Source organism: Candidatus Palauibacter sp., from assembly GCF_965261555.1.
Classification (GTDB): Bacteria; Gemmatimonadota; Gemmatimonadetes; order Palauibacterales; family Palauibacteraceae; genus Palauibacter.
This window is the reverse complement of the sequence record NZ_OZ253465.1, coordinates 991,799-1,016,608: the sequence shown is the minus strand read 5'-3', so window position 1 is coordinate 1,016,608 and position 24,810 is coordinate 991,799. Positions and strand designations below refer to the sequence as shown.

General features: G+C 69.1%; 22 protein-coding genes. 16 read left to right on the top strand and 6 right to left on the bottom strand.

Going from position 1 to position 24,810, the window contains the following annotated elements:
* Positions 1 to 17: 17 nt before the first annotated feature.
* The 4 genes from yidC to rpmH are packed head-to-tail and all read right to left on the bottom strand — an operon-like array spanning position 18 to position 2,500.
* A complete protein-coding gene (gene yidC / locus ACQY5G_RS04330; protein WP_428277350.1) occupies positions 18 to 1,748 on the bottom strand; it encodes a membrane protein insertase YidC in 1,731 nt (576 codons plus the stop codon).
* Positions 1,748 to 1,969 (bottom strand): membrane protein insertion efficiency factor YidD, encoded by a 222-nt coding sequence (gene yidD / locus ACQY5G_RS04325; RefSeq protein WP_428277348.1) that lies wholly within the window; start codon positions 1,967 to 1,969, stop codon positions 1,748 to 1,750. Before yidD ends, yidC begins: the two co-directional genes overlap by 1 nt.
* Positions 1,957 to 2,361 carry a ribonuclease P protein component gene (rnpA, locus tag ACQY5G_RS04320; RefSeq protein WP_428277347.1) on the bottom strand — a complete coding sequence of 135 codons (405 nt, stop codon included), beginning with the start codon at positions 2,359 to 2,361 and terminating at the stop codon, positions 1,957 to 1,959. Before rnpA ends, yidD begins: the two co-directional genes overlap by 13 nt.
* The gene (gene rpmH, locus ACQY5G_RS04315; RefSeq protein ID WP_310754963.1) at positions 2,327 to 2,500 is read right to left on the bottom strand and encodes a 50S ribosomal protein L34; all 174 of its coding nucleotides are present in this window, start codon (positions 2,498 to 2,500) and stop codon (positions 2,327 to 2,329) included. The genes rnpA and rpmH overlap by 35 nt, the downstream gene beginning before the upstream one ends.
* Before the next feature lie 240 nt (positions 2,501 to 2,740).
* Here rpmH and dnaA point away from each other — a divergent pair, with 240 nt between their 5' ends.
* The 5 genes from dnaA (at position 2,741) to ACQY5G_RS04290 (ending at position 7,818) form a co-directional block, all read left to right on the top strand.
* Complete coding sequence (gene dnaA / locus ACQY5G_RS04310; protein ID WP_428277344.1) at positions 2,741 to 4,123, top strand: chromosomal replication initiator protein DnaA; 1,383 nt, start codon at positions 2,741 to 2,743, stop codon at positions 4,121 to 4,123.
* Positions 4,124 to 4,417: 294 nt separating this feature from the next.
* Positions 4,418 to 5,545 carry a DNA polymerase III subunit beta gene (dnaN, locus tag ACQY5G_RS04305; RefSeq protein WP_428277342.1) on the top strand — a complete coding sequence of 376 codons (1,128 nt, stop codon included), beginning with the start codon at positions 4,418 to 4,420 and terminating at the stop codon, positions 5,543 to 5,545.
* A gap of 13 nt (positions 5,546 to 5,558) precedes the next feature.
* Positions 5,559 to 6,242, top strand: coding sequence for a YIP1 family protein (locus ACQY5G_RS04300; protein WP_428277340.1), 684 nt, complete (start codon positions 5,559 to 5,561; stop codon positions 6,240 to 6,242).
* Positions 6,243 to 6,280: 38 nt separating this feature from the next.
* Positions 6,281 to 7,000, top strand: a complete 720-nt coding sequence (locus tag ACQY5G_RS04295) for an NUDIX hydrolase (RefSeq protein WP_428277338.1) — start codon at positions 6,281 to 6,283, stop codon at positions 6,998 to 7,000.
* Complete coding sequence (locus tag ACQY5G_RS04290; RefSeq protein ID WP_428277336.1) at positions 6,997 to 7,818, top strand: MBL fold metallo-hydrolase; 822 nt, start codon at positions 6,997 to 6,999, stop codon at positions 7,816 to 7,818. The genes ACQY5G_RS04295 and ACQY5G_RS04290 overlap by 4 nt, the downstream gene beginning before the upstream one ends.
* Here the strand turns inward: ACQY5G_RS04290 and ACQY5G_RS04285 are convergent.
* The gene (locus ACQY5G_RS04285) at positions 7,752 to 8,867 is read right to left on the bottom strand and encodes an A/G-specific adenine glycosylase (RefSeq protein WP_428277334.1); all 1,116 of its coding nucleotides are present in this window, start codon (positions 8,865 to 8,867) and stop codon (positions 7,752 to 7,754) included. The genes ACQY5G_RS04290 and ACQY5G_RS04285 overlap by 67 nt on opposite strands.
* Positions 8,839 to 9,600, bottom strand: coding sequence for a diaminopimelate epimerase (dapF, locus tag ACQY5G_RS04280; RefSeq protein WP_428277332.1), 762 nt, complete (start codon positions 9,598 to 9,600; stop codon positions 8,839 to 8,841). The genes ACQY5G_RS04285 and dapF overlap by 29 nt, the downstream gene beginning before the upstream one ends.
* A 418-nt stretch (positions 9,601 to 10,018) precedes the next feature.
* On the opposite strand from dapF, the gene ACQY5G_RS04275 reads away from it, so the two are divergent.
* The 11 genes from ACQY5G_RS04275 to ACQY5G_RS04225 all read left to right on the top strand — a co-directional run bounded on the left by ACQY5G_RS04275 (position 10,019) and on the right by ACQY5G_RS04225 (position 24,806).
* Entirely contained in the window at positions 10,019 to 10,696 is a 678-nt protein-coding gene (locus ACQY5G_RS04275) for a DUF1707 SHOCT-like domain-containing protein (protein WP_428277330.1), read from the top strand.
* A gap of 92 nt (positions 10,697 to 10,788) precedes the next feature.
* The gene (gcvH, locus tag ACQY5G_RS04270) at positions 10,789 to 11,190 is read left to right on the top strand and encodes a glycine cleavage system protein GcvH (RefSeq protein WP_428277328.1); all 402 of its coding nucleotides are present in this window, start codon (positions 10,789 to 10,791) and stop codon (positions 11,188 to 11,190) included.
* 16 nt (positions 11,191 to 11,206) lie between these two features.
* Positions 11,207 to 14,119 (top strand): aminomethyl-transferring glycine dehydrogenase, encoded by a 2,913-nt coding sequence (gcvP, locus tag ACQY5G_RS04265; RefSeq protein WP_428277326.1) that lies wholly within the window; start codon positions 11,207 to 11,209, stop codon positions 14,117 to 14,119.
* A gap of 15 nt (positions 14,120 to 14,134) precedes the next feature.
* Entirely contained in the window at positions 14,135 to 14,827 is a 693-nt protein-coding gene (locus tag ACQY5G_RS04260; protein ID WP_428277324.1) for a metal-dependent hydrolase, read from the top strand.
* On the top strand, positions 14,824 to 15,741 hold the full coding sequence (locus ACQY5G_RS04255) for a lipoyl protein ligase domain-containing protein (protein WP_428277322.1): 918 nt from the start codon (positions 14,824 to 14,826) through the stop codon (positions 15,739 to 15,741). Before ACQY5G_RS04260 ends, ACQY5G_RS04255 begins: the two co-directional genes overlap by 4 nt.
* Before the next feature lie 81 nt (positions 15,742 to 15,822).
* Positions 15,823 to 16,497 (top strand): MotA/TolQ/ExbB proton channel family protein, encoded by a 675-nt coding sequence (locus ACQY5G_RS04250; RefSeq protein ID WP_428277320.1) that lies wholly within the window; start codon positions 15,823 to 15,825, stop codon positions 16,495 to 16,497.
* 284 nt (positions 16,498 to 16,781) lie between these two features.
* Complete coding sequence (locus tag ACQY5G_RS04245) at positions 16,782 to 19,073, top strand: transglycosylase SLT domain-containing protein (RefSeq protein WP_428277318.1); 2,292 nt, start codon at positions 16,782 to 16,784, stop codon at positions 19,071 to 19,073.
* A gap of 180 nt (positions 19,074 to 19,253) precedes the next feature.
* Positions 19,254 to 19,460, top strand: coding sequence for a cold-shock protein (locus tag ACQY5G_RS04240; protein ID WP_428277316.1), 207 nt, complete (start codon positions 19,254 to 19,256; stop codon positions 19,458 to 19,460).
* A 156-nt stretch (positions 19,461 to 19,616) separates the two neighbouring features.
* A complete protein-coding gene (gene polA, locus ACQY5G_RS04235) occupies positions 19,617 to 22,406 on the top strand; it encodes a DNA polymerase I (RefSeq protein WP_428277314.1) in 2,790 nt (929 codons plus the stop codon).
* Entirely contained in the window at positions 22,403 to 23,611 is a 1,209-nt protein-coding gene (locus ACQY5G_RS04230) for a serine hydrolase domain-containing protein (protein ID WP_428277312.1), read from the top strand. The genes polA and ACQY5G_RS04230 overlap by 4 nt, the downstream gene beginning before the upstream one ends.
* Before the next feature lie 70 nt (positions 23,612 to 23,681).
* Entirely contained in the window at positions 23,682 to 24,806 is a 1,125-nt protein-coding gene (locus ACQY5G_RS04225) for an NAD-dependent epimerase/dehydratase family protein (RefSeq protein WP_428277310.1), read from the top strand.
* The last annotated feature ends 4 nt before the right edge of the window (positions 24,807 to 24,810 follow it).

Here is a 24,810-nt window from a genome sequence, read left to right as displayed (position 1 = left end):
CCGACTCCCGACTAGGGCTACTCCTTCTTCCGCGAGGGCGGCGGCTGTGCCTTCCGTCGTGCCTGGGAAAGGTACATCTGCTGCGGCAGCGACATGATGTTCGAGGCGGTGTAGTAAAGGTTCAGCCCGGCCGCGAAGTTCGCGAAGAAGAAGGTGAAGACGACGGGCAGCACGTAGGAGATCATCTTCATCTGCGCGTTCGTCTGCATGCCCCGCTGCGTGATCCAGTTCAGTCCGAGCATCGAGCCGCCCATCAGGACGGGGACGATGAAGAGCGGATCTCTCAGCGACAGGTCCGGCAGCCACAGGAAGGGGACGCCGCGGAACTCGATCGTGTTCTGGAACACGAAGAACAGCGTGATCAGGATCGGGAGAGGCAGGAACATGGGCAGACAGCCGCCCAGCGGGTTGACCCCGTGTTCCCGGAAGAGCTTCATGTGCTCCTGCTGCAGGCGCTGCGGGTCGTCCTTGTAACGCTGCTTCAGCTTCTCGATCTCCGGCTGCAGCGCCATCTGTTTCATCTGCGCGCGTCCCGAGATGTGGAAGAGCGGTGACAGCACGATCCGCGACCCGACCCCGAACAGGACCAGGACCCAGCCGTACGCCAGCGCGAACGACTCGTGCATCCAGATCAGGATCGCGACGATCAGGTTCCCGAAGGGCCGGGTGAACCACCGGAGCCACCGCCAGCCGACGGGGTTCACGTTGTGGAGTTCCTGCCCCATGGCCTGTAGCCGCGAGAAATCCTGTGGTCCGATGTACGCCGCGAACTCGAAGCCGGAGGTGCCCGCGGGTACCGGCAGCGCGGCCTGCATTTCCGCCGCGTCCTCCTCGGGCACGCCCCGCAGCATCACCCCCCCGATGCCCGGCCCTTCCGGCGGCGCCACAACGGCGGCGAGCCAGTACTTCGATTTTGATGCGGCCCAGCTGAAAGGAGCGCCGGAGGCCGGTCTTGCCTCGTCGATGTCCACGCGGTCCAGTCGCTCCGCCGCGATCTGTCCGGAGCGGCTCCGGGTGACGAGCGCCATCGCGGCCCTGTCCTCCCGCGGCACGGCCTCGTTTCGTTCGATCCCGCGGCCGAGGCTCACGAGGACGACGTGCCCCACATCTCCCAGTCCGCGCAGCCCGCCGCTCACCTCGATCCGGTAGTCGTCCGGCTGGAAGCGGTACGACACATCGAAGGTGACCTCGCCGATCGCCGCCTCGAAGCGCAGCTCCGCGGGCCCATCTCTCACCTCGAGCGTGGGCACCGACGCGGTGAACGCAATCGAGCCGAGGGATACGGTGTCGCCACGAAGCGTCAACGCGTAGGCCAGGATCGAATCGTCCGGCCGCACCAGCTCGACGTTGCGGCCGCCGTGTCCACCCTCGGCGAAGTTCTCGTGCGCGAGCATCGTCGCGCCCACGAGGCGCGCGCCCCGCGTGTCGAACCGGTACTCGTACAGCTCCGACCGAACCGTGACGATCGAGCCTTCCCCGGCTGTAGCCGCGGTTTCCTCCACCTCCTCCGCAACCGCCGGCGTCTCATCCGCTTCGGCCAGGACCTCCGCCACCTCCCGGGCCGCTCTCTCCTCGGCGGAAAGGCGGTCCAGCTCGTCCGCCGCGTCCGCGGTTTCCTGCGTTTCCGCAGTCTCCACGCTGTCGGGCGACACCGGCTCCAGTGGCCTTTCGGTCGGCGGGAAGAACACGTTCGAGAGGATCATCACGCCGACCATCAGCGCGATGGCGAGAAGCAGACGGCGTTCCATCAGCGCTCCCGGGCGGGAACCGGGTCGTAGCCGCACGACCCGAGGGGGTGACAGCGAAGAAGGCGCCGGACGCACAGCCAGGCCCCCCGGATGGCGCCGAAGCGCCGCACCGCCGTCAAGGCGTATTCCGAGCAGCTCGGCTCGTATCTGCAGGAGGCCGGCAGCCAGGGAGAGACCACCAGCTGGTAGCCGCGAATCGCTCCGATGATCACCCGGCGCATACGGTCTCCAGCGAATCCATCAACGTCGCCCGAAGCCTCTCGTACGAGGCGTCGTAGGCGGCCGGTTTCGCTCTCACGACCAGGTCCAGATCGAGCCGGCGGGCTTCAAGGGCGGGCAATACGTGAATGCGGGCGATCTCGGTCAGGCGCCGGCGTACGAGGTTTCGCGCGACCGCGCCGCGGCCGTGGCGAGGTATCACAACCCCGATCCTGGAGCGACCGGCGGTCGACGGAGCGAAGAACACGTCCACGATGCGGCCCCGGCTGGAGCGGCCCGCACGGATGGTTCGGCGAATCTCCCGTGCTGTGCGCAGTCGAGCCGCGCGAGGCCGTCGATAGCCGTCGGGCCGACGCCCGCTAGCGGCTTCGTCGCTTGCGACGGAACGCGTCACTGACGGTGAGCCGACGTCGACCCTTCCTTCTGCGGCGCGACAGCGTGCGGCGGCCCGCCTTCGTCTTCATGCGCGCGCGAAATCCATGATCCCGAACGCGCTTCCTGTTGGTCGGCTTGCTGTATGTGGGCTTCCCCATGTCACATTCACCCGAGGCTTTCCGGTCATCTCGTGAGGTCTTCGAGGCCAGCCCGGAAGTCTAGACGGGGCGCGGGATAGTGTCAATTCGGCGCGCCCGGCGCCGGGTCCGGCGGCCGATCCCGTCCGCCATCCGTGTGCCATCTCGCGAGGCGTGTCCCTTCGTTGACACTCGCCGCCGGATTCGCCTAAGATCAGAACCCCTATCCTACCGTCTTCTTCTCATGCCAGCGCGTCACGGATGGAGCTGACTGCACACGAGGCCTGGATCAAGATTCGCGCGTCGGCGAAGCTCGTGCTCCCGGAGCAGACCTATCGCACCTGGCTCGGATCGACCGAGGCCGTCTCGCTTTCCGACGATACGCTCGTCGTCTCCGCGCCCACCAGGTTCGCGGTCGAATGGGTCGAGGATAAGTACGGGACGCTTCTGCGGGACATCTCCGAGCGGGAGCTCGGCGCGAGACTTCGACTCCGCTTCGAGCACAAGGGGGCCGAGGAGCGTCTCGACTTCCCGGAGATCACGGAACCCTATCCCGGCGATCCCGGTCACGCGCTGGCCTCGCAGACGCCGAATCGCGGAGGCCTTCCCGCAGCGGCGGCGCTGAACGAACGCTACACCTTCGCACGCTTCGTCATTGGCGGCAGCAACGAACTCGCCGCGGCGGCGGCGGATCGCGTCGCCGCCGCACCGGCCACGACGTACAACCCGCTCTTCATCTGGGGCGGCACCGGTCTCGGCAAGACACACCTGATGCACGCGATCGGCAACACGATTCTCGACCGCCTCCCGGACTGCCAGGTCGCCTACGTCCCTTCCGAGCAGTTCACGAACGAGATGATCGATGCGATCCGGACCGGGCAGACGGCCCTTTTCCGCGAGCGCTATCGCCGCATCGACGTCCTCCTCATCGACGACGTGCACTTCATCGCCAACAAGGAAGGGACGCAGGAAGAGTTTTTCCACACTTTCAACGCGCTCTACGACGCAAAGAAGCAGATCGTCATCACGAGCGACCGGCCGCCGCAGGACATCCCCGGGCTCCAGGAACGCCTCGTTTCCCGGTTCGAGTGGGGTCTCGTCACCGACATCCAGCCCCCCGACCTGGAGACGCGTTCCGCGATCCTGCGCAAGAAGGCCGACGAGGACAGGATCGAAATCGACGACGACGTCATCGAGTACGTCGCGCGGAGTCGGCGGACCTCCGTGCGGCAGCTCGAGGGGGCCCTGATCAAGCTCCTCGCCTTCAGCTCTCTCACGCGACGCGAGATTTCGCTCGACATGGCGCGCGACGCACTGGGGCCCGAGGGCAACGAGGCCGATGAGCAGGTGATCGAAGTCTCGGCGGAAGAAGTCCGCGCCCGCATCGCCGCTTCCTGGGGCGTCTCGGTGGAAGCACTCATCTCAAAACGGCGGAACCGGACCGTGACCGTTCCCCGGCAGGTCGCCATGTACCTCATCAAGACGCATCTCGACCTGCCCTATTCCGACATCGGCCACCTCTTCGGCGGCAGGAATCACTCCACCGTCATTCATTCCGTGAACAAGGTCGAGGCGGACATGGCGTCGGATGCCACGCTTCGCGGCCGCGTCGGCCAGCTGCAGCAAGAGCTGTTCCGGACCTGATGTCCCGTCCGTCCACGACCGTGTGCAAAATCGGACGAAGACCTGCTTCTCGCGCACACGATACGCACACCATCGGGCCCACCGTCTCCGCCGCGGCGAAGAGGTTTCGCCGGAGCTTCGACAACCGTGTCCGCGTGTCCACAGCGGGCGCACCTTGCCCAGGCCGCGAGAAACATGGGGAACGCCGAATTTTCGACACTTCGACAGGCTCTACTACTACTCCGTTGATACATATATCATACCCAACCGTAGAACCCACGGTGGAAAACCCGAACCGACACTGCCGGAGCTGAAATGAGATTCTCGATCACCCGAGAGGCACTCCAGGAGGGTCTGGCGGCAAGCGCTGCCGCCGTCCCGACCCGAGCCGCGCTCCCGGTTCTCTCGAACATCCTGATCCATGCGGAGGACGATGCCGTGAGGCTGAGCGGCACGGACATGTCCATCTTCGTCTCGTTGTCCGTGCCGGCGGAGGTCTCCGAGGCGGGGGTCGTCGCGCTGCCCGCGAGACAACTTCTGGAGATCTCGCGCGTGCTCGATGATGCGCCGGTAAAATTTGCGGCGGCGGACGGAAGCGACGATGGAGGGTCTGCCGGAGTGGACATCGAGTGCGGGCGGAGCAAGTTCCGCCTCTACGGGCAGGCCCCCGACGAGTTCCCGGACTTCCCGGAGATTGACTTCGCCGGAGGTTGGGAGATGTCCGCCGGCGAGTTGCAGACGCTGATCGAGCGGACGAGTTTCGCCGTTTCCACCGAGGACAGCCGGCCGATTCTGAACGGGATCCTGTGGCAGCTGCGGGAGGCGGCCACCGTCATGGTCGCCACGAACGGGCACCGCCTCGCGAAGATGTCGCGCGAACTGGACGTCAGCGGCTCGCCCGGCGAGGCAGACCTCATCATTCCTCCGAAGGCGCTGAGCCAGGTGCAGAAGCTGTACCCTGCGGACGCGGTGCTTCAGATCGCGCGTTCGGAGAATCACCTGGCGTTCCGGTCCACCGACAGGGAGGTCTTCACATCGCTGATCGAGGGACCGTATCCGAACTACGAGCAGGTGATTCCCAAGGATAACGACAAGGCCGCGACCGTGAACCGCGCCGCTCTCGAGACGGCGGTGCGGCGCGTCGCGGTGATGGCGGATGACTCGACGAGGCGCGTACGTCTCTCCTTCCGGTCCGGCGACCTCGGGTTCAAGGTTCAGACGCCGGATCTCGGGGAGGCGGAGGACGCGCTGTCGCTGGATTACGAGGGCGAGGACATCCAGATCGGCTTCAACGCGACGTACCTCCTCGAGGTGCTGCGTCACATGCCGGAGGAGGATGTTCGAATGACGTTCAAGGCGCCGGAACGGGCGGCGACCTTCTCCCCCGCGAGTGGCGAACCCGATTACCTCTGCCTCGTCATGCCGCTGCGCATCCTCGACTGAGTCGCGGGACACAATGACGACGAGCGAGCGGCGCGAGCACAACGGCGCAGAGGACGTCAACCTGCCGGCGTGGGAGGATCCGGCGGTACCCTTCCCGGCGAACGTGATCGAGACGTGGCGCCGGAGCGTGTTGGAACCCGGCGCGTTTTTTGCCGATGGGCCCTTCGATCGCGCCGCGGTGCGCCCAATCCTCTACTACCTCCTGATCAGCATCCTCTCGGCGGGGCTCTCGCTGACCTGGGGCGCGTTGCTGCCGACGGCGCAGCCGGGTTTCGTGGAGACGCTCGCCGAGATCATGAACGTCGCGCTGCCGGACGCGGCGGACGCGGTGGGCTCCGCCGGCCGGCTCGCGGATTTCTTCCTCACCCCGTTCTGGGCGGTGCTGTCCCTCGTCATTACGAGCCTGCTCCTCCATCTGTTCGTACTACTGCTGGTCCCCGGACGTCGAAGCCTCACGGCCACTGTCCGCACGGTCTGTTATGCGTGCGGGCCCGCCGTCTTCGCCATCGTCCCGTTCGTCGGCGGATTGGTGGCCTGGATCTGGGGAGCGGTGCTGACGGTGATCGGTCTGCGAGAGGCACACAGGACCACGACCGGAAGAGCCGTTGCGGCATGGCTGCTGGCGACCGCCCTCCCGGTCGCCTTCGTGCTGCTGGGGGTCGTGCTGGTCATCGCCCGCGTGGCAAGCGGAGTTTGAGCGACCCTTCGGACCGCATGAATCCTGGGCCGGCCGCTGTGAGTCCACGGCCTGCCGCCACCGTTGTCGTCGCCACGCCGGCGCCGGCCGGGCTGGAGTTCCTCCTGCTTCAGCGCCCCGGCGACGCCAGGTTCGGAGCCGGTGCGTGGGCCTTTCCTGGCGGTGCGATCGACGAGGATGACGCCTCCTCGAGGTGGGCGGATCGACTTCCGGGCGCGGGCGAAGCCGCGGCGTGTGTGGCGGCGCTGCGCGAACTGTTCGAGGAGACGGGGATCATGCCGGCGCCGCTGCGCGGCTGCGGACCGGAGGCGCTGGCCGAGGCCAGGCGGGCGTTGCTCTCGGAGCGGGTTCGCTTCTCGCGAGTGGCGGAGGGTCTCGAACTCGACTTCTCGTCCACACGCATCGTGTACTTCGCGCGCTGGATCACGCCGCGCGGCGCGGTGCTGCGGTTCGACACCCGTTTCTTCCTCCTCTCGCTGGAGGAGCGTCCGCCTCGCGTGAGCCTGACGCCGGAACACGAGGCGGCGATCTGGACCACGCCGGCCTCGGCGCTACGGCGCTTCTCCGCCGGTCGGCTGCCCATGATGTTCCCGACCGAACGGACGATCGAGCGCCTCGCCGGTTTCCGGTCGGTCGAGGAGGCGATGACGGCACTCAGCGGCGTCCACGTGGAACCCGCGCTCGTCAGGCTGGGCGTCGGTGAAAACGGGGTGACGCCGCTCGCTCCGGGAGATCCCGGGTACGACGACATCCGGTGACGTCGAGGGGAGGACCGGCCCACGTCGTCCGGCACGGATCGGCCATCACGGCCGTTCGCGCCGACAATCCGGGTCCGCTCACGCTGACCGGGACGCAGACGTACGTGATCGGGACGGGGCCGGTGATCGTCCTGGACCCCGGACCGCACGATGAAGCGCACCTCGACCGCGTCGATGGTGTCATCGCCGGAAGACCGGTGGCGGCGGTCTGCCTGACGCACGCGCACGCCGACCACGCGGCGTCCGCGGCGGCGTCCGCCGGCCGCTGGGGAGAACTCCGCGCCTCCTCCGCCACCCTCGACCTCGTGGGCTTGGCGGGCCGGCCGCTGGCGGCGGACGAGGCCATGGCGCCGGGGGAGGGATTCCGCCTGAGGGCGATCCCGACGCCCGGTCATTCCGCGGACCACCTCTGCTACCTGCTCGAACCCTCGCGCGCCCTCTTCACGGGGGATCTCGTGCTCGGAGAAGGGAGCACCATGATCGTCCACCCGGACGGGTCCGTGGAGGCCTACCTCGCGAGTCTCGCGCGCCTCACGGCCCTCCGTCCCGGGCGCCTGCTCCCGGGGCACGGCGCACCCGTCGAGGACGCGCTCGCACGCCTCGAGGAATGCCGTACGCACCGGCTGCAGCGCGTGGCGTCCGTCCGGCGGGCGCTGCAGGCCGGCGCCCGAACCCCGGAACGGATCCGGGCCGCGGTCTACGGGGATCTTCCGGCCTCCCACCACGCGGCGGCTGACCTTACGATCCGCGCCTACCTCGCATTTCTCGGGGAGACATCTCTCGGAGACACATCCTCGTCGATCAGCCGTCGGAGATAGGCGGGAAAAGCGAGGTCGCCGAATTCCCCGCAGCCGACCCAGCGGTGCTGCCGGGCGCTCGTGACCTCACCCGATCGCCACCGGGCCCGGTGCACGGTGAGCCGCAGATGGAAGTGGCTGAACGTGTGCCGCAGCACGCGAATCTCCTCACCCACGCGGCAGTCGAGCCCGAACCCTTCTCGAAGAACTCTTGTGAGCGCGGGCGCCGGTGGGGTCGGGGTTGGCGCGGGCAGCGCGACGGAGGGGAAATCCCACAGACCGCCCAGGAGTCCGTCCGACGGCCGCCGCAGTACGAGCACCCGCCCGCCGCGCCGGACGATGGCCGCCGCCTCGGCCCGCTCGGGGGACCGGGCGCGCCTCTTCCTCGGGGGCCGCTCCCCGATCGTCCCCCGTCGCAGTGCGAGGCATCGACTCGATAGCGGGCACGCTCCGCACCTCGGCCCGAGCGGCGTACAGACCGCGCTCCCGAGATCCATCAGCGCCTGGTTCACATCGCCCGGCCGCTCCGGGACCGCGGCGATGAGGGCTCGCGCGGCTCGGTCGAGCTCGGAGGGAGAGGCCGTCTCGAGATCGCTCAGGCGCGAGAGAACGCGGCGTGCGTTCCCATCGACCGCGGGTTCCGGCAGCCCGAACGCCACGCTGGCGACGGCGCCCGCCGTATACGGGCCCACGCCCGGGAGCGTCCGCAGCTCCGACACCGCCCGCGGGATCCGGCCGCCGTATTCCGAAACCACGCGCCGCGCCGCCCGCCGCAGGTTGCGGGCCCGCGCGTAGTACCCCAGTCCCTCCCAGAGACCGAGGACGTCGTCCTCCTCCGCTTCCGCGAGGGTCCATACGTCGGGGAAGCGATCCATGAACCGCCGATGGTACGGCGCGGCGGCCTCCACCCGCGTCTGCTGCGCCATGACCTCGGCCACGAGGATCGCGTAAGGGTCCCGCTCTCCGCGCCACGCGACGTCGTCCCGCTGCCGCGCGTCGAACCACGCCAGCAGCGGCGCCGCCGCCGCGGAGGCGTCCGGGTCAGCGCGTCGCTTCGGGGAAGACGCCATCGAAGATGAACACCGCCGGTCCGGTGAGGCGGATCCGCCCCGCCTCGAGGAACTCCACCGTCAACGGGGCCCCGGACCGGACCAGGAACTCGACCCGGTCCCCCGCCTCGCCCGCGGCCCGGAGCGCGAACGCCGCCGCCATGCAGCCGCTGCCGCAGGCGAGCGTCTCCCCCTCCACGCCCCGTTCGAAGGTGCGGATGACCACCGTCCCTCCGTCGCGGGCGACGAGGTGCACGTTCGCCCCTCCCGGACCGACATCCTCCCGCCACCGCAGGGGCCGGCAGAGATCTTCGAAGTCCTCCACCTCCACCGACGGGACGGGGACGACGAGGTGCCCGGTCCCCATCCGCACGAGCCAGGCGTCACGTTCCCGCGGATTCCCGGTCCCGACGCGCGCGCGCAGCTCGCGCTCCACGCGGGCGTCAAGCGCATATTCCAGGGCCACGCCGTCCTCCCGCACCCGCGCCAGGATCTCACCGTCGTCCGTCACGAGGATGTGATCGGGGGGCACGAGCCCCCGGTCCACCGCGTAGCGCGCCGCGCACCGCGAACCGTTCCCGCAGGTGGAAAACTCGGAGCCGTCGCGATTGAAGAACCGGAGGCGGACGACTTCGTCGCTCAGGCTTCGAACGGTGATCAGCCCGTCCACGCCGACGCCCGTCGCGCGGGGGCACAGCGCGGCGGCCAGGGCTCCCGCATCCCGGAGCCCCAGTTCTTCGCCGCGCACGATCACGAAGTCGTTGCCGGCTCCGGTGTATTTGCTGAATAACGACATATTTCAGAGGAAGGGCAGGGCGAAAAGGAAGCCGGCCGCGAGCATGAAGCCCACGGCCGGCTCTTGTCTCAACCGAAACCTGACTCGACGCGACGCCGGCAAGGCACCGCAACTTTCAGGTCGGCGCATGTCTCGGGCGCCACCGGTTCAAGACCGGTTACGCTGCCTCGAGGCGATCGCTTGCCCGTGCCGAGTCAGACCCGGTTCTACATCCTGCAGACACTAGATCACCTCCTTCCAAAGGGTTTACGGATAGGGCATGAAAGCACCTGTTGTGCGCCATGATGCCGTGCGCTCGCCCGCGCTGCAAGTTTTTTTGCCTTGCTGGCCCCGCCACCTTGCGTGAGAATCAGGCCGGCCAGACGGCGAGGAGGAGATGACGGACAGCCCGGAAAAGGCGTTGTCGCCGGAGGAGCGGCAGGCGACGGTGGACCGTCTCTGCGCCCATTTCGCGCGCGACGCCATGAACACGACGGAACTGGAACGCCGCCTGGACATCGCGTACGCCGCGCGCACCCGGGCCGAACTCGTTGCGCTCGAGCGAGACCTCCCCGCACTCCGGAGCGAGACCCGCCCCGCCGAGCCCGCGTCCGTGGCGTCGGCCTCCGTGCCGGTGGATCCGGCCCGGCCCGTCCAGGAGAGCGACCTCATCGTCTCCATCTGGGGCGGTACGGAGCGCAAGGGCGGCTGGATCCCGCCCCGCCGGCTCTCCGCCGTCACCGTGATGGGGGGTACGGAGCTCGATTTCAGGCAGGCGACGTTCGCGACGGAGACGGTTTCGGTCCGGCTCCTTACGCTCATGGGAGGCGTGGACATCGTCGTCCCTCCGGGGGTCCGGGTCGAGTGGGGCGGCATCGCGCTCATGGGGGGCGTGAGCACGCCGGAGCCGGGCACGCCGCCCGCCCCGGACGCTCCCGTCATCCGGATCAGCGGCCTCGTCTGCATGGGAGGTGTCGATGTTGTCGAGCGACACCCGGGCGAGAGCGCGAGGGACGCACGGAAGCGGATCAGGAAGGACCGCAAAGCCCGGCGAAGACTCGCCTCGGGCGACTAGTGCAGGAGTTGCTTGACGCCCGGCTCGCGGCTCGGGTATAGTCCCACGCCACCAGCCCAGAGACGCTCGATCCGAAGCAAGGCAGGGTACGCATGTCGGACATTCCGGAAGATCTCAGATACACGCCCGAGCACGAATACGTGCGGGAAACCGACGTCGACGGCGAGGTCTTGATCGGGATCACGGATTACGCCCAGGGCGAACTGGGCGATGTGGTCTACGTCGAACTTCCCGCGCCCGGCGAAGAGTTCGGACAGATGGAAGCGTTCGGGACCGTCGAGGCCGTGAAGACCGTCTCCGAACTCTTCTGCCCCGCGGCGGGAGCGATCGTGGCGGTGAACGACGCGCTGGAGACCGACCCCGGTCTCGTCAACAGCGATCCCTACGGAGAAGGATGGATGATCCGGCTCGCGCTGGAAGCGCCCGACGACCTCAACGACCTCCTCACCGCCGAACAGTACGCCGCCCTCGTCGCCGACGGGGACGAGATCTGACGGCCCGCCCCTGAACATGCGGTTTGAGATGGAGCCCTTCGGCGAGTTCGCCGGGCGCCACATAGGACTGGCGCCCTCGGACATGGAGCCGATGCTGGAGGTGGTCGGCGCGAAGTGCCTGAGCGAACTCGTCGAGGAGACCGTTCCCGAACCCATCCGCCTGGGTCGCGACCTCGACCTGCCCGAAGCGATCACCGAGAGAAGGCTTCTCGATCAGGCGGCGGAGCTCGCGCGTTCCAACCGCCCGTTCCGTTCCTATCTCGGTCTGGGGTATCACGGGACGCTGACACCTGGCGTCATCCTCCGGAACATCCTTGAGAACCCCGGATGGTATACACAGTATACGCCCTATCAGGCCGAGATCTCGCAGGGGCGCCTCGAGGCGCTGCTCAATTTCCAGACGATGGTCATCGACCTCACCGGGCTCCCGATCGCGAACGCCTCGCTGCTGGACGAAGGAACCGCCGCGGCGGAAGCGATGCTCATGCTCTGGGGCAGCAAGGGAAGCGACGACCGGAACGTCTTCCTCGTGTCCGAGGCCTGCCACCCCCAGACCGTCGCCGTCGTGCGCGGCCGTGCGCGGCCGCTCGGAATCCAGGTCCGGCTCTTCCAGCACGGCGACATCGCCGCCCACGATCCGGACGACGCCTTCGGCGCGCTTCTGCAGTACCCGACCACGGAGGGCGCGGTCGTCGACTATCGGGGTCTCTGCGACGCCCTTCACGAGCACGGAGCAGGGGTCGTGGTCGCTGCCGACCTCCTCGCCCTTGCACTGCTCGTGCCGCCGGGCGAGTTCGGCGCGGACATCGCCGTCGGCAACTCTCAGCGCTTCGGCGTACCCATGGGTTACGGCGGGCCGCACGCCGCCTACCTCGCCGCCACGGACGCGTTCAAGCGCAAGCTGCCGGGACGGATCATCGGGGTCTCGGTCGACGCGGACGGGAACCCGGCGCTCCGGATGGCCCTCCAGACGCGCGAGCAGCACATTCGGCGGGAGAAGGCAACCTCGAACATCTGCACCGCACAGGTGCTGCTCGCGATCATGGCCGGGATGTACGCCGTGTATCACGGACCGGAGGGTATCCGCGCCATCGCGACCCGTGTCCGAAAGTTGACGTGGACCCTCGCCCGCGGACTCGAGCGGCTCGGGCACACGATCGTTCACGAGCAGTTCTTCGACACCCTGCAGGTCATCCCCTCGGGCTTCACATCCGCCGAGATCCTCGCCAGGGCACGCGAACGCGGCATCAACCTGCGCGACTTCGAGGATGGGACCGTCGGGATCGCGCTCGATGAGACGGTGCGGGGCGAGGATCTGGATGACCTGTTCGCGGTCTTCGGGGGCGAAGGGGAACGGGAACTCGGCGCCGGAGACGTCGTCGCGGACATTCCGGAGCCCGTCTATCCCGCGGAACTCGCGCGCGCCTCGGGCTACCTCGAGCACCCGGTCTTCAACCGGTACCATTCCGAGACCGAGATGCTGCGGTACATCCACCGGCTTGAGACCCGGGACCTGTCGCTGAACACGAGCATGATCCCGCTCGGATCCTGCACGATGAAGCTCAACGCGACATCCGAGATGATCCCCGTCACGTGGCCGGAGTTCGGGGCCCTGCACCCGTTCGCCCCGGTGGATCAGGCCGAGGGGTATCGATGTCTGTTCGACGATCTGGAGCGGTGGCTCTGCGAGATGAGCGGGCTGCCCGCCTGCTCGCTGCAGCCGAACTCGGGGGCGCAGGGCGAGTACACCGGCCTGCTCGTCATCGCGGCCCGACACGAGGACCGGGGCGAGGGAGCGCGGGATGTCTGCCTCATCCCGTCGTCGGCGCACGGCACGAACCCCGCGAGCGCGGTGATGGCCGGGATGAAGGTCGTCGTCGTCCGCTGCGACGAGAACGGGAACATCGACGTCGACGACCTGCGCGCCAAGGCGGAGAAACACTCCGACCGGCTCGCGGCGACGATGATCACGTATCCGTCCACGCACGGCGTGTTCGAGTCGGCCATCCGGGAGGTCACGGACATCGTCCACGAGCACGGCGGACTCGTGTATCTCGATGGCGCCAACCTCAACGCCCAGGTCGGCCTCTGCCGGCCCGGCGATTACGGCGCCGACGTCATCCACATCAACCTCCACAAGACGTTCGCCATTCCGCACGGCGGCGGGGGGCCGGGGATGGGTCCGATCTGCGTGACGGAGGAACTCGCGCCGTACCTGCCGGGACACCCGCTCGTCGATGTGGGCGGCGAAGCCGCGATCCCGCCGGTCTCCGCGGCGCCGTGGGGGAGCGCTTCGATTCTGCTCATCTCCTGGGCCTACGTCGCAATGCTCGGCCGGGACGGCGTGCGAGCGGCGACCGAAGCGGCCGTTCTCGCCGCGAACTACATGGCCAGTCGTCTCAGCGAGCACTTCGATGTCCTCTACCGCGGCGAGCACGGGCGGGTCGCGCACGAGTTCATCCTCGACCTGCGTCCGCTGCGGCGGGGGACGGGAGTCACGGATGAGGATGTCGCGAAGCGACTCATGGACTACGGATTCCACGCGCCCACGATGTCCTTCCCGGTCGCGGGGACGATCATGATCGAGCCCACGGAGAGCGAGTCGAAGCGGGAACTGGACCGGCTCGTCGACGCCCTGATCTCGATTCGCGCGGAGATTCGGAGGATCGCGGACGGGACGCTGGATGCGAAGGACAATCCGCTGAAGAACGCGCCCCACACCGCGGAGATGGTGACGTCGGATACATGGGACCACGCGTACACGCGGCGGGAGGCGGCGTGGCCGGCGCCCTCGACCCGGGAGTGGAAGTTCTGGCCGCCCGTGCGCCGCGTGAACAACGCGTACGGAGACCGGAACCTCGTCTGCGCGTGTCCGCCGATCGAGAGCTACGAAACCGAGACCGCCGGCTCAGGCCCGGCGGGCGCATAGACCCGGAGGAAAGCGGTGGCACGACTCATCTTTCACGGCCAGAGCTGCTACGAGATCGAGACCGCGGACGGAACGCGGATCCTCATCGACCCGTTTCTGACCGGGAACCCCGTGGCCGATGTGGGACCGGAGCACTTCACCGACCGCCTCGACTACCTCCTCCTCTCGCACGGGCACGGCGACCACATCGCGGATACCTGGGACATCCTCGAGGCGACGAACGCGAAGCTCATCGCCACCTACGAGATCGTGGCGTACGCCGGGGAGGTACAGGGCCACGAGAACGCCCACCCGATGCACATCGGCGGCGCCCACGAGTTCCCCTTCGGACGCGTCAAGCTCACCGTGGCGCTCCACGGCGGGAAGATCGACGCGCCGGGTGCGGAGGCCTATACGACAACGGCCGCCGGCATCCTCCTCACCGTGGACGGCACGCGTGTCTACCACGCCGGAGATACGGGGCTCACGCGCGACATGGAGCTTCTGAACGGGGAAGTGGACGTGGCGCTGGTGCCGATCGGCGACAACTTCACGATGGGTCCGGAGGACGCCGCGCGCGCGATAGAGATGATCGAGCCCCGAATCGCCGTTCCGAACCACTACGGCACATGGGAGTTGATCGACGTCGATCCGGCCCGCTTCGTGGACGCCGTGGGCGACACCGCCGAGGTCGTGATCCTCGAGCCGGGGGAAGCGCTCGAGTTGTGACCGCGCGGCGCGCGCCTGCCCGGCCCGGGAGGTCTCCGTGCCTCGTCCTCCCCTACGCCGTGGCGGACGGCGCCCGTAACATGGCCGTGGACGAGGCGATGCTCGAACTCGCCGCGGGGGGTTCGACGCTGCTCCGGTTCTACGGCTGGGAGCCCTGGTGTCTGTCGCTCGGGCGGCATCAGACGGCGCCCGACCGGCTGCTCGGGCGTTCCCCCGACGACCTCCGTCCCGGCGTCGACGCCGTTCGGCGGCCGACGGGCGGCCGATCCGTCTTCCATGGACCCGAGATCACGTACGCCTTTGCCTGTCCCGCGCGGGCGTGGGGCGGACCCCGTGCCGTCCTGCAAACCGTGCACCGCGCGCTGGCCGAGGGGTTGTGCGCCCTGGGTGTCCCGCTCGACACGGCTCGGAGCGACGACGCGGAGGCGAGTGGCGCCGCGGCCTCCCGGATCTCCGCTGCGAGCTGCTTTCGAGATCCCGCCCCGGGGGAACTCACCGCGCGCGGCCGCAAGCTCGTGGGCAGCGCCCAGTGCCGTCGCCGCGGTGGCGTGCTTCAGCACGGGTCGATCCTCCTCGAGGACAGGCAGCGTCTCGGCGACCTGGATCGACGCGACGTTGGGCCGGAGGAGAGCGCCGCAGCGGAGGTCTCCGGGAAGGGACCCGCGATCGGCCTGAACGAGTTGATCGACCCCCTGCCCGACCCTCGCCTCATCGTCCAGCGCCTCGCGGCCAGCGTGGCCAGCGCGTTCGGTGCGCCCGCCGCCGCCGCGACGAAGGCTCCCGCGGGGATCGCGACCTCCGCGGCACTCACCCGCCTTGCCGCCGGCTACGAGCGCGTCCACCGCGCCGGTGCCTGGCTCTGGCTCCGGGAACGGCCTCTCCCGCCGCTTGACGGTCCCGCAGACCGCTTCTAGCTTGGTTCCGCTCGTACTTGGGCGCATCCGCGCCGGACGGTGCGAGCCAGTCAATCGATCAATCTTACCGGGAGGCCCACCTTGATCGCGTCCACACTCTGGTTGCAGGAGACACTGACGCTGGGCGAAGGACAGACGCTCAACCTCGCGGAGATCTGGGAGGCCGGGGGGTGGATGATGTGGCCGCTCGGCGCCGCGCTGGCCATCGGGGTCCTCATCATCCTCTGGAAGCTCGTCGACCTCCAGTTGAAGGGCGGCAAGAACAAGAACGTCCTCCGGGAAGCCGATGAACAGATCGCCGCCGGCCACCTCGATGAGGCGCTCGAACTCTGCACCGAGTCCGGCGCTCCGGCGGGGAACGTCCTCAGCGCGGGGCTCTCGCGGTACAACGAGGGGACCGACCGCGCGACGCAGGCGGTGGAGAATGCCGGCGCCATCGAAGTCGCGGGCCTCGAGAAGGGTCTCGTGTGGCTGGCGACGCTGTCGAACGTCGCTCCGCTCCTCGGCTTCCTCGGGACCGTGATCGGGATGATCATGGCCTTCCAGGCCATCGAGATCGCGGGCGAAGTGGAAGCCACCCTGGTCGCCGGCGGGATCAAGGTCGCGCTCATCACCACCGCCACCGGCCTCACGATCGCGATTCCGATCAACATCTTCCACAACTACTTCGTGACGAAGATCGATCGCCTCGTCATCGACATGGAAGAGAGTGCACAGCGTCTCATCGACGCGCTGCACGAGCGGGTGGCCGCCTAGAAGAGAAGAGACGGTTCGCCGGGGCGTTTCCCGGCGCAGGCGATGGGGTTCCGAACGAGCGGCCCGCCATCCCGGCGGGCCGCTTTTTTCGGATCCGGGGAGGCCTCCGCTTGCATCGAGGGCACCGGAACATTGAAGTTCGGTGTCGGGCCGCAGGCCGGGGCCCCGGCGTGAGTGGGGTGGGGACGACGTGGGAAGGAGGCCTTCCTGTGCATGTTCAGCGGCAAATCCGGCGCCTTAAGCGCATCCATCGCGTACGCGATCTCTGGTTGGCGTCGCTACTGATGCTTGTCCTGGTGTCCGCTCTCGGCGCGCAGACCGGGAACGCAGCACGCCCATCCAACCCCGCCGAGATCACGCCGACGACGGCAAGCGCGCAGCGCCTTCTCGATGCCCGGATGCCGGTCTCGGCATCGGCTCTGCTGGCGCGCGAGCTCGCCGCGGGCGAGGTGCGAGGGGACGAGATCGTGCTTCTGGCGGCGCAGGCGTTCGTGGATCAGCGGGCATGGGCTTCCGTGCTGGGCCTCCTCGCGGGACGGGAGGGTCCACCCACGGCCACGCAGTCGCAGGCGGCGCTCCTCCTCGCTCGAGCGTACGCGGGACTCGACAGCCTGACCCGGTCCGCGGCGCACTACCGCGCGTATCTGGACGCGGTCGACGGGACGCCTCCGCTCCGCGCGCGGGTGGAGTTCGCCCGCGTCTCCTACCGGCGGTATCACTGGTTCGAAGCGCGGGACCAACTCGTCCTCGCCGAGCGCGAGCACCCCGAGTTCGCTCCGTGGTTGCGGCTCTCGCGCCTCTACGCCCTGGCGGAGGCCGAGGACCGGGACGCCTTCGCCCTCGCCGACTCGATCGTACGCGAGGCCCGCGTACCGGCGGATTCCGCGCTCCTCCCGGCGGCGCGCCTGGCCTTCGAGCTCGGGGATCCCGAACGCGGAGCCGCGCTCGCGAGCCGCGCCGGAAGGGGCGTCCGGAACATCCTCGCCGCCCGGCACCTCGGACCGCACTACCTGGCGACCGGGGACTCCGCCGCGGCGGAGTCGGCCTTCGCCGCCGCGCTCGCGAGAGGCCTTCAGACGCCGGAGACGGGGCCGGCCCTCCTCGCGCTCACGCGATCGTGGCGGACGCTGCGCGATGTCGGGCGCTCCGACACCCGCGCCGGCCGTCGCTCCCGTGGCGCCGGCTACCTTTCGGAGGCGCTCGAGCTCGCACCCGCGGCCGAACGTCCGGGCATCGCCGAGTCTCTCGCTTCGACCTACATGGCGCTGGGCGACCCCGGACGGGCGGCGGAGACGCTCGCCCCGTGGACCGGGGATCCCGCTTCCGTCGCCGCGCCCCGGGCGTCGCTGTGGATGCTCGCCGCCAGCATCTACCGTGCGCTCGGACGCCCCGGCGACGCCGCGACGGCTCACGAGACGGCCGCCCGCGGCACCGGGGATGTCGCGGCCCGCGCCGCCTACCTGCTCGCGGACCTCGAGCACGATGCCGGCCACCCCGACATCGCCGCGGAGGGTTTCGAACGCTCGTACCGCGCCTTCCCGGAAGCGACCTACGGCTCGCGGTCGCTGGAACGGCTCGCCCTCCTGGCGTACCACGAGGGCCGCTACCCGGAGGCGCGCGCGCTCCTGGCCGAATACCGCGAGCGCTACCCGGAGGGCGGGTGGGTCCAGGGAGCCATCTACTGGAGCGGCAAGGTCGCGGAGGCGCTGGGGGACACCCAGGCCGCGAGCGCGTTCTACGCCCGCGCCCTGCGGTACAACCCGCTGGACTACTACGCCATCCTCGCGGAGCCCCGCACCGGCACGGATCGCCTGGCCACGATCGGGCTCGCGGAAGCGGAGCCGCTGCCCGAGCTCGATCCCATCCACGCGACCGCGCTCCGGCGCATGAACGTGCTGCGGGAGGTGGGGTGGCCCGAGCGGGCACGCCGGGAATACCGCCGGGCGAGCGAGCGCGGGCCGTCGACCTACGGCGCGATCCTCGCGTTCGCGCACGCGCTGAATGCCGCGGAATGGACGCGGGAGGGGATTCGCGAAGGGTGGCGCGCGCAGGCCATTCGCGGGCGCTGGACCCGGCCGCTTCTCGAAGCGATCTATCCGCTGCCCTATCGCGAGGCCCTCGTCGCCGCCGCGGAGCGGAACGGATTGCCGCCCCACTTCGTCGCCGGACTCTCGCGTCGCGAGTCGATGTTCGACCCGGAGATCCGCTCCGTCGCCAACGCCATTGGCCTCATGCAGCTCCTGCCGGAGACGGCCCGCAACGTCTCCTCCCGCGCGGGACTCGCCGGCTATCGCCGCCACCAGCTCACGGTCCCGCAGATCAACCTGATGCTCGGGACCCGGTACCTGTCGGAAGTCCTCCGCCGCTTCGACGACTTCGATATCGCGGGGATGATCTCCTACAACGCCGGCCCCCACCGCTACACGCGCTGGCGCGATTTTCCCGAGTTCTCGGATGAGGAAAAGCTGGTCGAGCGGATCCCCTACAGAGAAACGCGCGAGTACGTTCGGGCGGTCACGGAACTCGCCGAAATCTATCGCTTCCTGTACCCGGATCTGGCCTCCGCGAAGCCCTGAACAGACGGTTTTCGACGGCTCCGCGACGATCCCGTAACGACGTGTTGACGGCTCCAAATCGCTCCCGTAGCATAGGTGCGTCTCGAGTCCGGCGGGGCGAAAAAAAGACGCGAAAAACGATGCACGGCCAGCCGCGCGACGCGCCCGCAACACCCATCACCGACGTTCGCAGGAGGCAGGATGCCATCAGGTACGGTAAAGTGGTTCAACGACTCCAAGGGGTACGGTTTCATCGAGCAGCCCGACGGCGGCGATGACGTCTTCGTCCACTATTCGTCCATCGACATGGACGGGTACAAGACGCTCGCCGAAGGGATGGAAGTGGACTACGAGTTCACGCAGGGCGACAAGGGCCTGCACGCGACCCGCGTCGTGCGCACCGCCTGACCGGATGCCGCAGCCGGAGCTTCACGCGCCCCGCCCCACCCGGCGGGGCGCTTTTTTTGTCCCCGGCTTTGCCACGGACGGCCCCCCCGCCATACATAGATGCCATGCCGACCCTCTCCGACAGCCCGTGAACGCCGTGTGGCGGCGCCAGGCGTCGTGAAGCCCGCACGGGCCGCCCGTCCGTCGCTCTTCCTGCTCGATGGCTACGCGCTCATCTACCGCGCATTCTTCGCCATGATCAACCGGCCGCTCACGACCTCCAGCGGCGAGAACACGTCGGCGCCCTACGGAATCGCCCGCTTCCTCATGCGGCTGATCGCCGATCACGCACCCGACTATCTCGGCGTCGCGTTCGACGCCGGCGACAGCTTCCGCACCGACATCTACCCGGAGTACAAGGCCACGCGAGAGAAGATGCCCGACGAACTCCGGGCGTCCCTCCCCCGGTGTCGGGAGGTCTTCGACGCCTTCCGGGTGCCCGTCATCGAGGCGGAAGGGTGGGAGGCGGACGACGTGATCGGGACCCTCGCGCAGAAGGCCGCGCGCCGTGATCTGCGCACCGTCATCGTCTCCGGAGACAAGGACTTCCACCAGCTTGTGGACGATCGCACCGCGTTGCTCAATCCGGGCCGCGGCGGACCCGCCGGAGTGGAACAGGTGTGGGTGACGCCGGACAACGCCGAGGAGCGGTTCGGCGTGCCGCCGGAGCGCGTGACCGACTTCCTCGCGCTGCTCGGCGACTCCTCCGACAACGTCCCCGGCGTGCCCGGCATCGGAAAGAAGACCGCGCCCGCTCTCATCCGGCAGTTCGGCGACCTGGAGTCCATCCTCGCGCGAGCGGACGAGGTCAAGGCCGCGCGGGCGCGTAACGCGCTTCTCAAGCATGCCGACGACGCCCGGCGCTCCAGGCAGCTGGTGACGATCCGCACCGATGCGCCCGTGAGCCTCGATCTCGAGAGCCTCCGGTCACGGACGCTCGACGCCGAAAAGGCGGCGTCCGTCTTCCGCGACCTGGAGTTTCACAACCTGCTGAGGGAGCTGGAGGCGCCGGCGACCGAAGCCGAGCGGTTCGCCCCGGAGGTGGACGTGGTGGCCGACGCGGATGGGCTGGGCGCTCTGCTGGACGAGTGCTCGGAAGCTCCGCGCATCGGACTCTTCGTCGCGGGCAGTTCCGACGATCCGCTCGGCGCCGACCTCGTCGGTCTCGCGGTCGCCGCCTCGGAGGCCCGCGCCTTCTACCTGCCCCTCGGGCACCGGGCCCCGGAAATCCAGCACGATGCGGCGGGAAACCCGACCCTCGCCTTCGACGCGGGCGACCCGGTCGGACTGCCGGGGATGACGTCGTCCGACATGCGAGGCCTGCGCGAACTGCTCGCCTCGGACACCCCAAAACTCGGGCATGACCTCAAGTACGCCGCCCAGCTCCTGCGCCGGCACGGCGTCGAGTTGGGCGGCCTCGAGGACGACGCTGCGTTCGACACGCAGATCTCCTCCTATTGCCTGGATCCGGCCCGCCGCGACCGCGCCCTCTCCACCCTCGGCCCCGACCGCCTGGGCGTCGCGCTCGAGACGGGCGACGCCATCACGGGCACCGGACGGAACCGCCTCCCCCTCGCATCGGTCGAGCCTGCGCGCGTCGGCGAATGGGCCGGCGCCCGCGCCGCTCTCCTGCACCGCCTCGCGAAGGTCGACGAAGCCGACCTCGTGCGCACGGGCATGGGCCGCCTCTTCCGCGAGGTCGAGATGCCGCTCGTGACTGTCCTCGCGAGCATGGAACGGGCGGGCATCGCGATCGACCTCGACTTCTTCGGCGAGCTGCGCGCCCGCCTGCGGCGCGATCTCGATGCCGTGCGCTCGGAGATCCACAAGATCGCCGGGACCGAGGTCAACCTCCGCTCCGTGCCGCAGATGCGGGCGCTTCTCTTCGACCAGCTCGCGCTGCCCGTCCTCAAGAAGACGAAGACCGGCCCCTCGACGGACGAGTCCGTGCTCGAACAACTCGCGGCCATGGGCCACGAACTTCCGCGCCTCATCCTCGAACACCGGGAACTCGACAAGCTGGACGGCACGTACGTGAGCGTGCTCCCGCGCCTCATCGACGACGAGGGGCGCATCCACACCCGTTTCAACCAGACCGTCGCCGCGACGGGCCGGCTCTCCTCCTCGGACCCCAACCTCCAGAACATCCCGATCCGGCGGACGCTGGGGCGCGAGATCCGGAAGGGGTTCGTCGCCGCCCCCGGCCACCTGTTCACCGGGGCGGACTACTCCCAGATCGAACTCCGCGTGATGGCCCACCTCTCGGGGGACGAGGCGTTCGTGGAGGCGTTCCGGGCGGAGCGCGACATCCACCGGGAAACCGCGGCACGCATCTTCGGGGTCGAGCCGGACGATGTCACGCCGACCATGCGCGAGCAGGCGAAGACGATCAACTTCGCGACCATCTACGGCCAGGGTCCGTTCGCGCTCGCCCATCAGCTCGGCATCTCGCGGACGCAGGCGAGCGAGTTCATCGACGGATACTTCGAGAGGTTCGCGGGCGTCGCGGCCTACCTCGAGGAGATGAAGGAACTGGCGCGGGACCGGAACTACGTCGAGACGCTGTTCGGACGCCGGCGGTACATCCCCGAGATCAGGTCCAGGAACCCCGGCATTCGCGGCTACGGCGAACGTACCGCGACCAACTCCCCCATCCAGGGGTCCGCGGCGGACCTCATCAAGGTGTCGATGATCCGGCTGCACGAGCGCCTGGCGGGGACCGAGGCCCGCATGCTGCTGCAGGTACACGACGAGTTGCTCATCGAGGCCCCGGAGTCCGATGTTGAAGCCATCGGCGGGATCGTGCGCGAGGAGATGGAGGGGGCCATCGAGCTGACCGTCCCCCTGCGCGTCGATCTCGGCATCGGCCGCAGCTGGTACGACTGCAAATTCGGGAAGGCATCGTGAACGCAGCCCGGATCGCCCTCATCGCCTGGACAGCGTCCGCGCTCGCGTGCGCGCCGCCCTCCACGCCCGACAGCTCCGTGCCGGACCGGGTCGCGGACGGATCCCCCGAGGCGCTCGTCGAGTCATCGCTGATGCCGGCGTTCACGATTCGCGGCGAGCCCGTCGTGCGATCCTCGCTCGCGGACCGCATGGCCGAACTGGGCGTGCCCGGCGTCAGCGTCGCGGTCCTGGTCGACGGCGAGATCGCCTGGGCGCGCGGCTACGGGCTCGCCGTCGTCGAATCGGGCCGGCCCGTGACGCCGAACACGCTCTTCCAGGCGGCCTCCATCTCCAAGCCCGTGGCGGCCCTCGCCGCCCTCCGCCTCGTCGAATCGGGCCGGGTGGACCTCGACGGGGACGTCAACGCCCATCTCACGAGCTGGCGGGTGCCGGACAACGCGTTCACGGAGCAGGGGCCCGTCACCCTGCGCGGGCTCCTCACGCACAGGGCCGGCCTCACGGTGTGGGGCTTCCCCGGGTACGGCCCGGACGAGGAGGCGCCCGACGGGCGGGGCGTCCTCGACGGCCGCGGCAACACGGACCCGGTGCGCGTCTACAAGGCGCCCGGGGAGAGCTGGCAATACTCCGGAGGCGGCTACACGGTGATGCAGCAACTCGTGGCCGACATGGCCGGCAAACCGTTCGCCGCGGTCATGCGCGAGGAGGTCCTCGACCCGATCGGCATGTCGCGCTCGACCTACGAACAGCCGATCCCCCCCGAGCGGCAGGACGACATCGCGACGGGCTACCGGTCGGACGGCGAGCCCGTTCCGGGCGGGTGGCACACCTATCCCGAACAGGCGGCCGCGGGCCTGTGGACGACGCCGAGCGAACTCGCGCTCTACGCCCGCGAGCTGCAGCGCGCCTGGAGGGGCGAGTCGACCCGCGTGCTGGGACAAGCGCTCGCCCGCCAGATGCTGACGCCCGACGCGGACGACTGGGGGCTGGGCCCGGCGATCTCCGAGGACGGCGAACGCTTCCGGCACGGCGGCTCGAACCAGGGCTTCCGCTGCACGTTCGCGGCGTACATCGACGGGGACGACGGGGTCTTCGTGATGACGAACTCCGACTCCGGGAGCGAGCTCGCGGCCCAGATCGCGATCACGGTCGCCCACGCGTACGGCTGGTCCGGACCCCGCGCCGAAGAGAGGGATGAGACGAGATGACGGTCCGCGTCGGCAGCGTCGTCGCGATCCGTCGATGGCGGAACCCCGCAAGAACGAAAGGGACGAAGCGATGACGAAGTGGAACCAGACCCGACGAGAGTTCGTGAAGACGTCCGCGCGCGCCGGCGGCGCCCTGGGCGTCATGGGCGCCTTCGGCTCCGCCGCCTGCGCCGGGGGTTCCGAACGACCTCTCCGCATCCTCATCCTCGGCGGAACGCGCTTCATCGGCCCCCACCAGGTCAAGTACGCGCTCGACCGGGGCCACGAGGTCTCGATCTTCACGCGCGGGCAGACCGAACCGCCCTTCTTCCACGACTACTTCGAGCGCGTCGAGCAACTCATCGGCGATCGCACGAGCGATCTGTCGGCGCTCGAGGGGAGGGAGTGGGATGCGGTGATCGACAACTCGGCCTCCTACCCGAGCTGGGTCGCCGCCACGGCCGACCTCCTCCGCGACCAGGTCGACCGCTACCTCTTCGTCTCGTCCATCTCGGCCTACGCGGACTTCGCCACGGTCGGGATCGACGAGGACTACCACGTGGGGCAGCTCTCGCCGGACGAGGCGGAGGACGACGGCCAGTACGGCCCCAGGAAGGCGCGCTGCGAGGAGTACGCGCGCGACGCCTTCGGAGAGAACGCGATCATCGTGCGCCCGGGGCTCATCATAGGGCCCGGCGACAACACGGACCGCTGGACGTACTGGCCGGTGCGGGTCGACCGCGGCGGGGAGGTGCTCGCCCCCAACACTCCCGCCGACCCCGTGCAGAACGTCGACGCCCGCGACCTCTCCGAGTGGATCGTGCGCCTCGTCGAGGGCCCCGGGACCGGCGGCACGTACAACGCCACGGGCGAAGTGCAGCAGTTCGGGGACATGCTGGAGGAGATCCGCGGCGCGCTGGGCTCAGACGCGTCGTTCACCTGGGTGCCGACGGCGTTCATGCGGGAGCAGGAGGTCGCGCCGTGGATGCACATGACGAACTGGACGCCGCCCGAGGGGCAGACGGTGGGGATGAACCAGGTATCGGTGGCGGCCGCCGTGCAGGCCGGGCTCACCTTCCGCCCGCTCGCGGACACCGCCCGCGACACCGTCGAATGGTGGAACTCGCTCCCCGAGGAGCGCCGCGCGGAGCCGCGGGCCGGCCTTCCCGCCGAGTTGGAAGCCGCGGTCCTCGCCGCCTGGCACGCCAGCGCCTGAGAGC

What these genes read in the sequence shown, in the direction of transcription:
- ACQY5G_RS04275 (WP_428277330.1), top strand. Translation starts at nt 10,019, where the DNA reads ATGACGGACAGCCCGGAAAAGGCGTTGTCGCCGGAGGAGCGGCAGGCG.
- gcvH (WP_428277328.1), top strand. Translation starts at nt 10,789, where the DNA reads ATGTCGGACATTCCGGAAGATCTCAGATACACGCCCGAGCACGAATAC.
- ACQY5G_RS04285 (WP_428277334.1), bottom strand. Translation starts at nt 8,867, where the DNA reads ATGGCGTCTTCCCCGAAGCGACGCGCTGACCCGGACGCCTCCGCGGCG.
- ACQY5G_RS04225 (WP_428277310.1), top strand. Translation starts at nt 23,682, where the DNA reads ATGACGAAGTGGAACCAGACCCGACGAGAGTTCGTGAAGACGTCCGCG.
- ACQY5G_RS04240 (WP_428277316.1), top strand. Translation starts at nt 19,254, where the DNA reads ATGCCATCAGGTACGGTAAAGTGGTTCAACGACTCCAAGGGGTACGGT.
- gcvP (WP_428277326.1), top strand. Translation starts at nt 11,207, where the DNA reads ATGCGGTTTGAGATGGAGCCCTTCGGCGAGTTCGCCGGGCGCCACATA.
- dnaA (WP_428277344.1), top strand. Translation starts at nt 2,741, where the DNA reads ATGGAGCTGACTGCACACGAGGCCTGGATCAAGATTCGCGCGTCGGCG.
- yidC (WP_428277350.1), bottom strand. Translation starts at nt 1,748, where the DNA reads ATGGAACGCCGTCTGCTTCTCGCCATCGCGCTGATGGTCGGCGTGATG.
- dnaN (WP_428277342.1), top strand. Translation starts at nt 4,418, where the DNA reads ATGAGATTCTCGATCACCCGAGAGGCACTCCAGGAGGGTCTGGCGGCA.
- ACQY5G_RS04300 (WP_428277340.1), top strand. Translation starts at nt 5,559, where the DNA reads ATGACGACGAGCGAGCGGCGCGAGCACAACGGCGCAGAGGACGTCAAC.
- yidD (WP_428277348.1), bottom strand. Translation starts at nt 1,969, where the DNA reads ATGCGCCGGGTGATCATCGGAGCGATTCGCGGCTACCAGCTGGTGGTC.
- rpmH (WP_310754963.1), bottom strand. Translation starts at nt 2,500, where the DNA reads ATGGGGAAGCCCACATACAGCAAGCCGACCAACAGGAAGCGCGTTCGG.
- ACQY5G_RS04245 (WP_428277318.1), top strand. Translation starts at nt 16,782, where the DNA reads ATGCTTGTCCTGGTGTCCGCTCTCGGCGCGCAGACCGGGAACGCAGCA.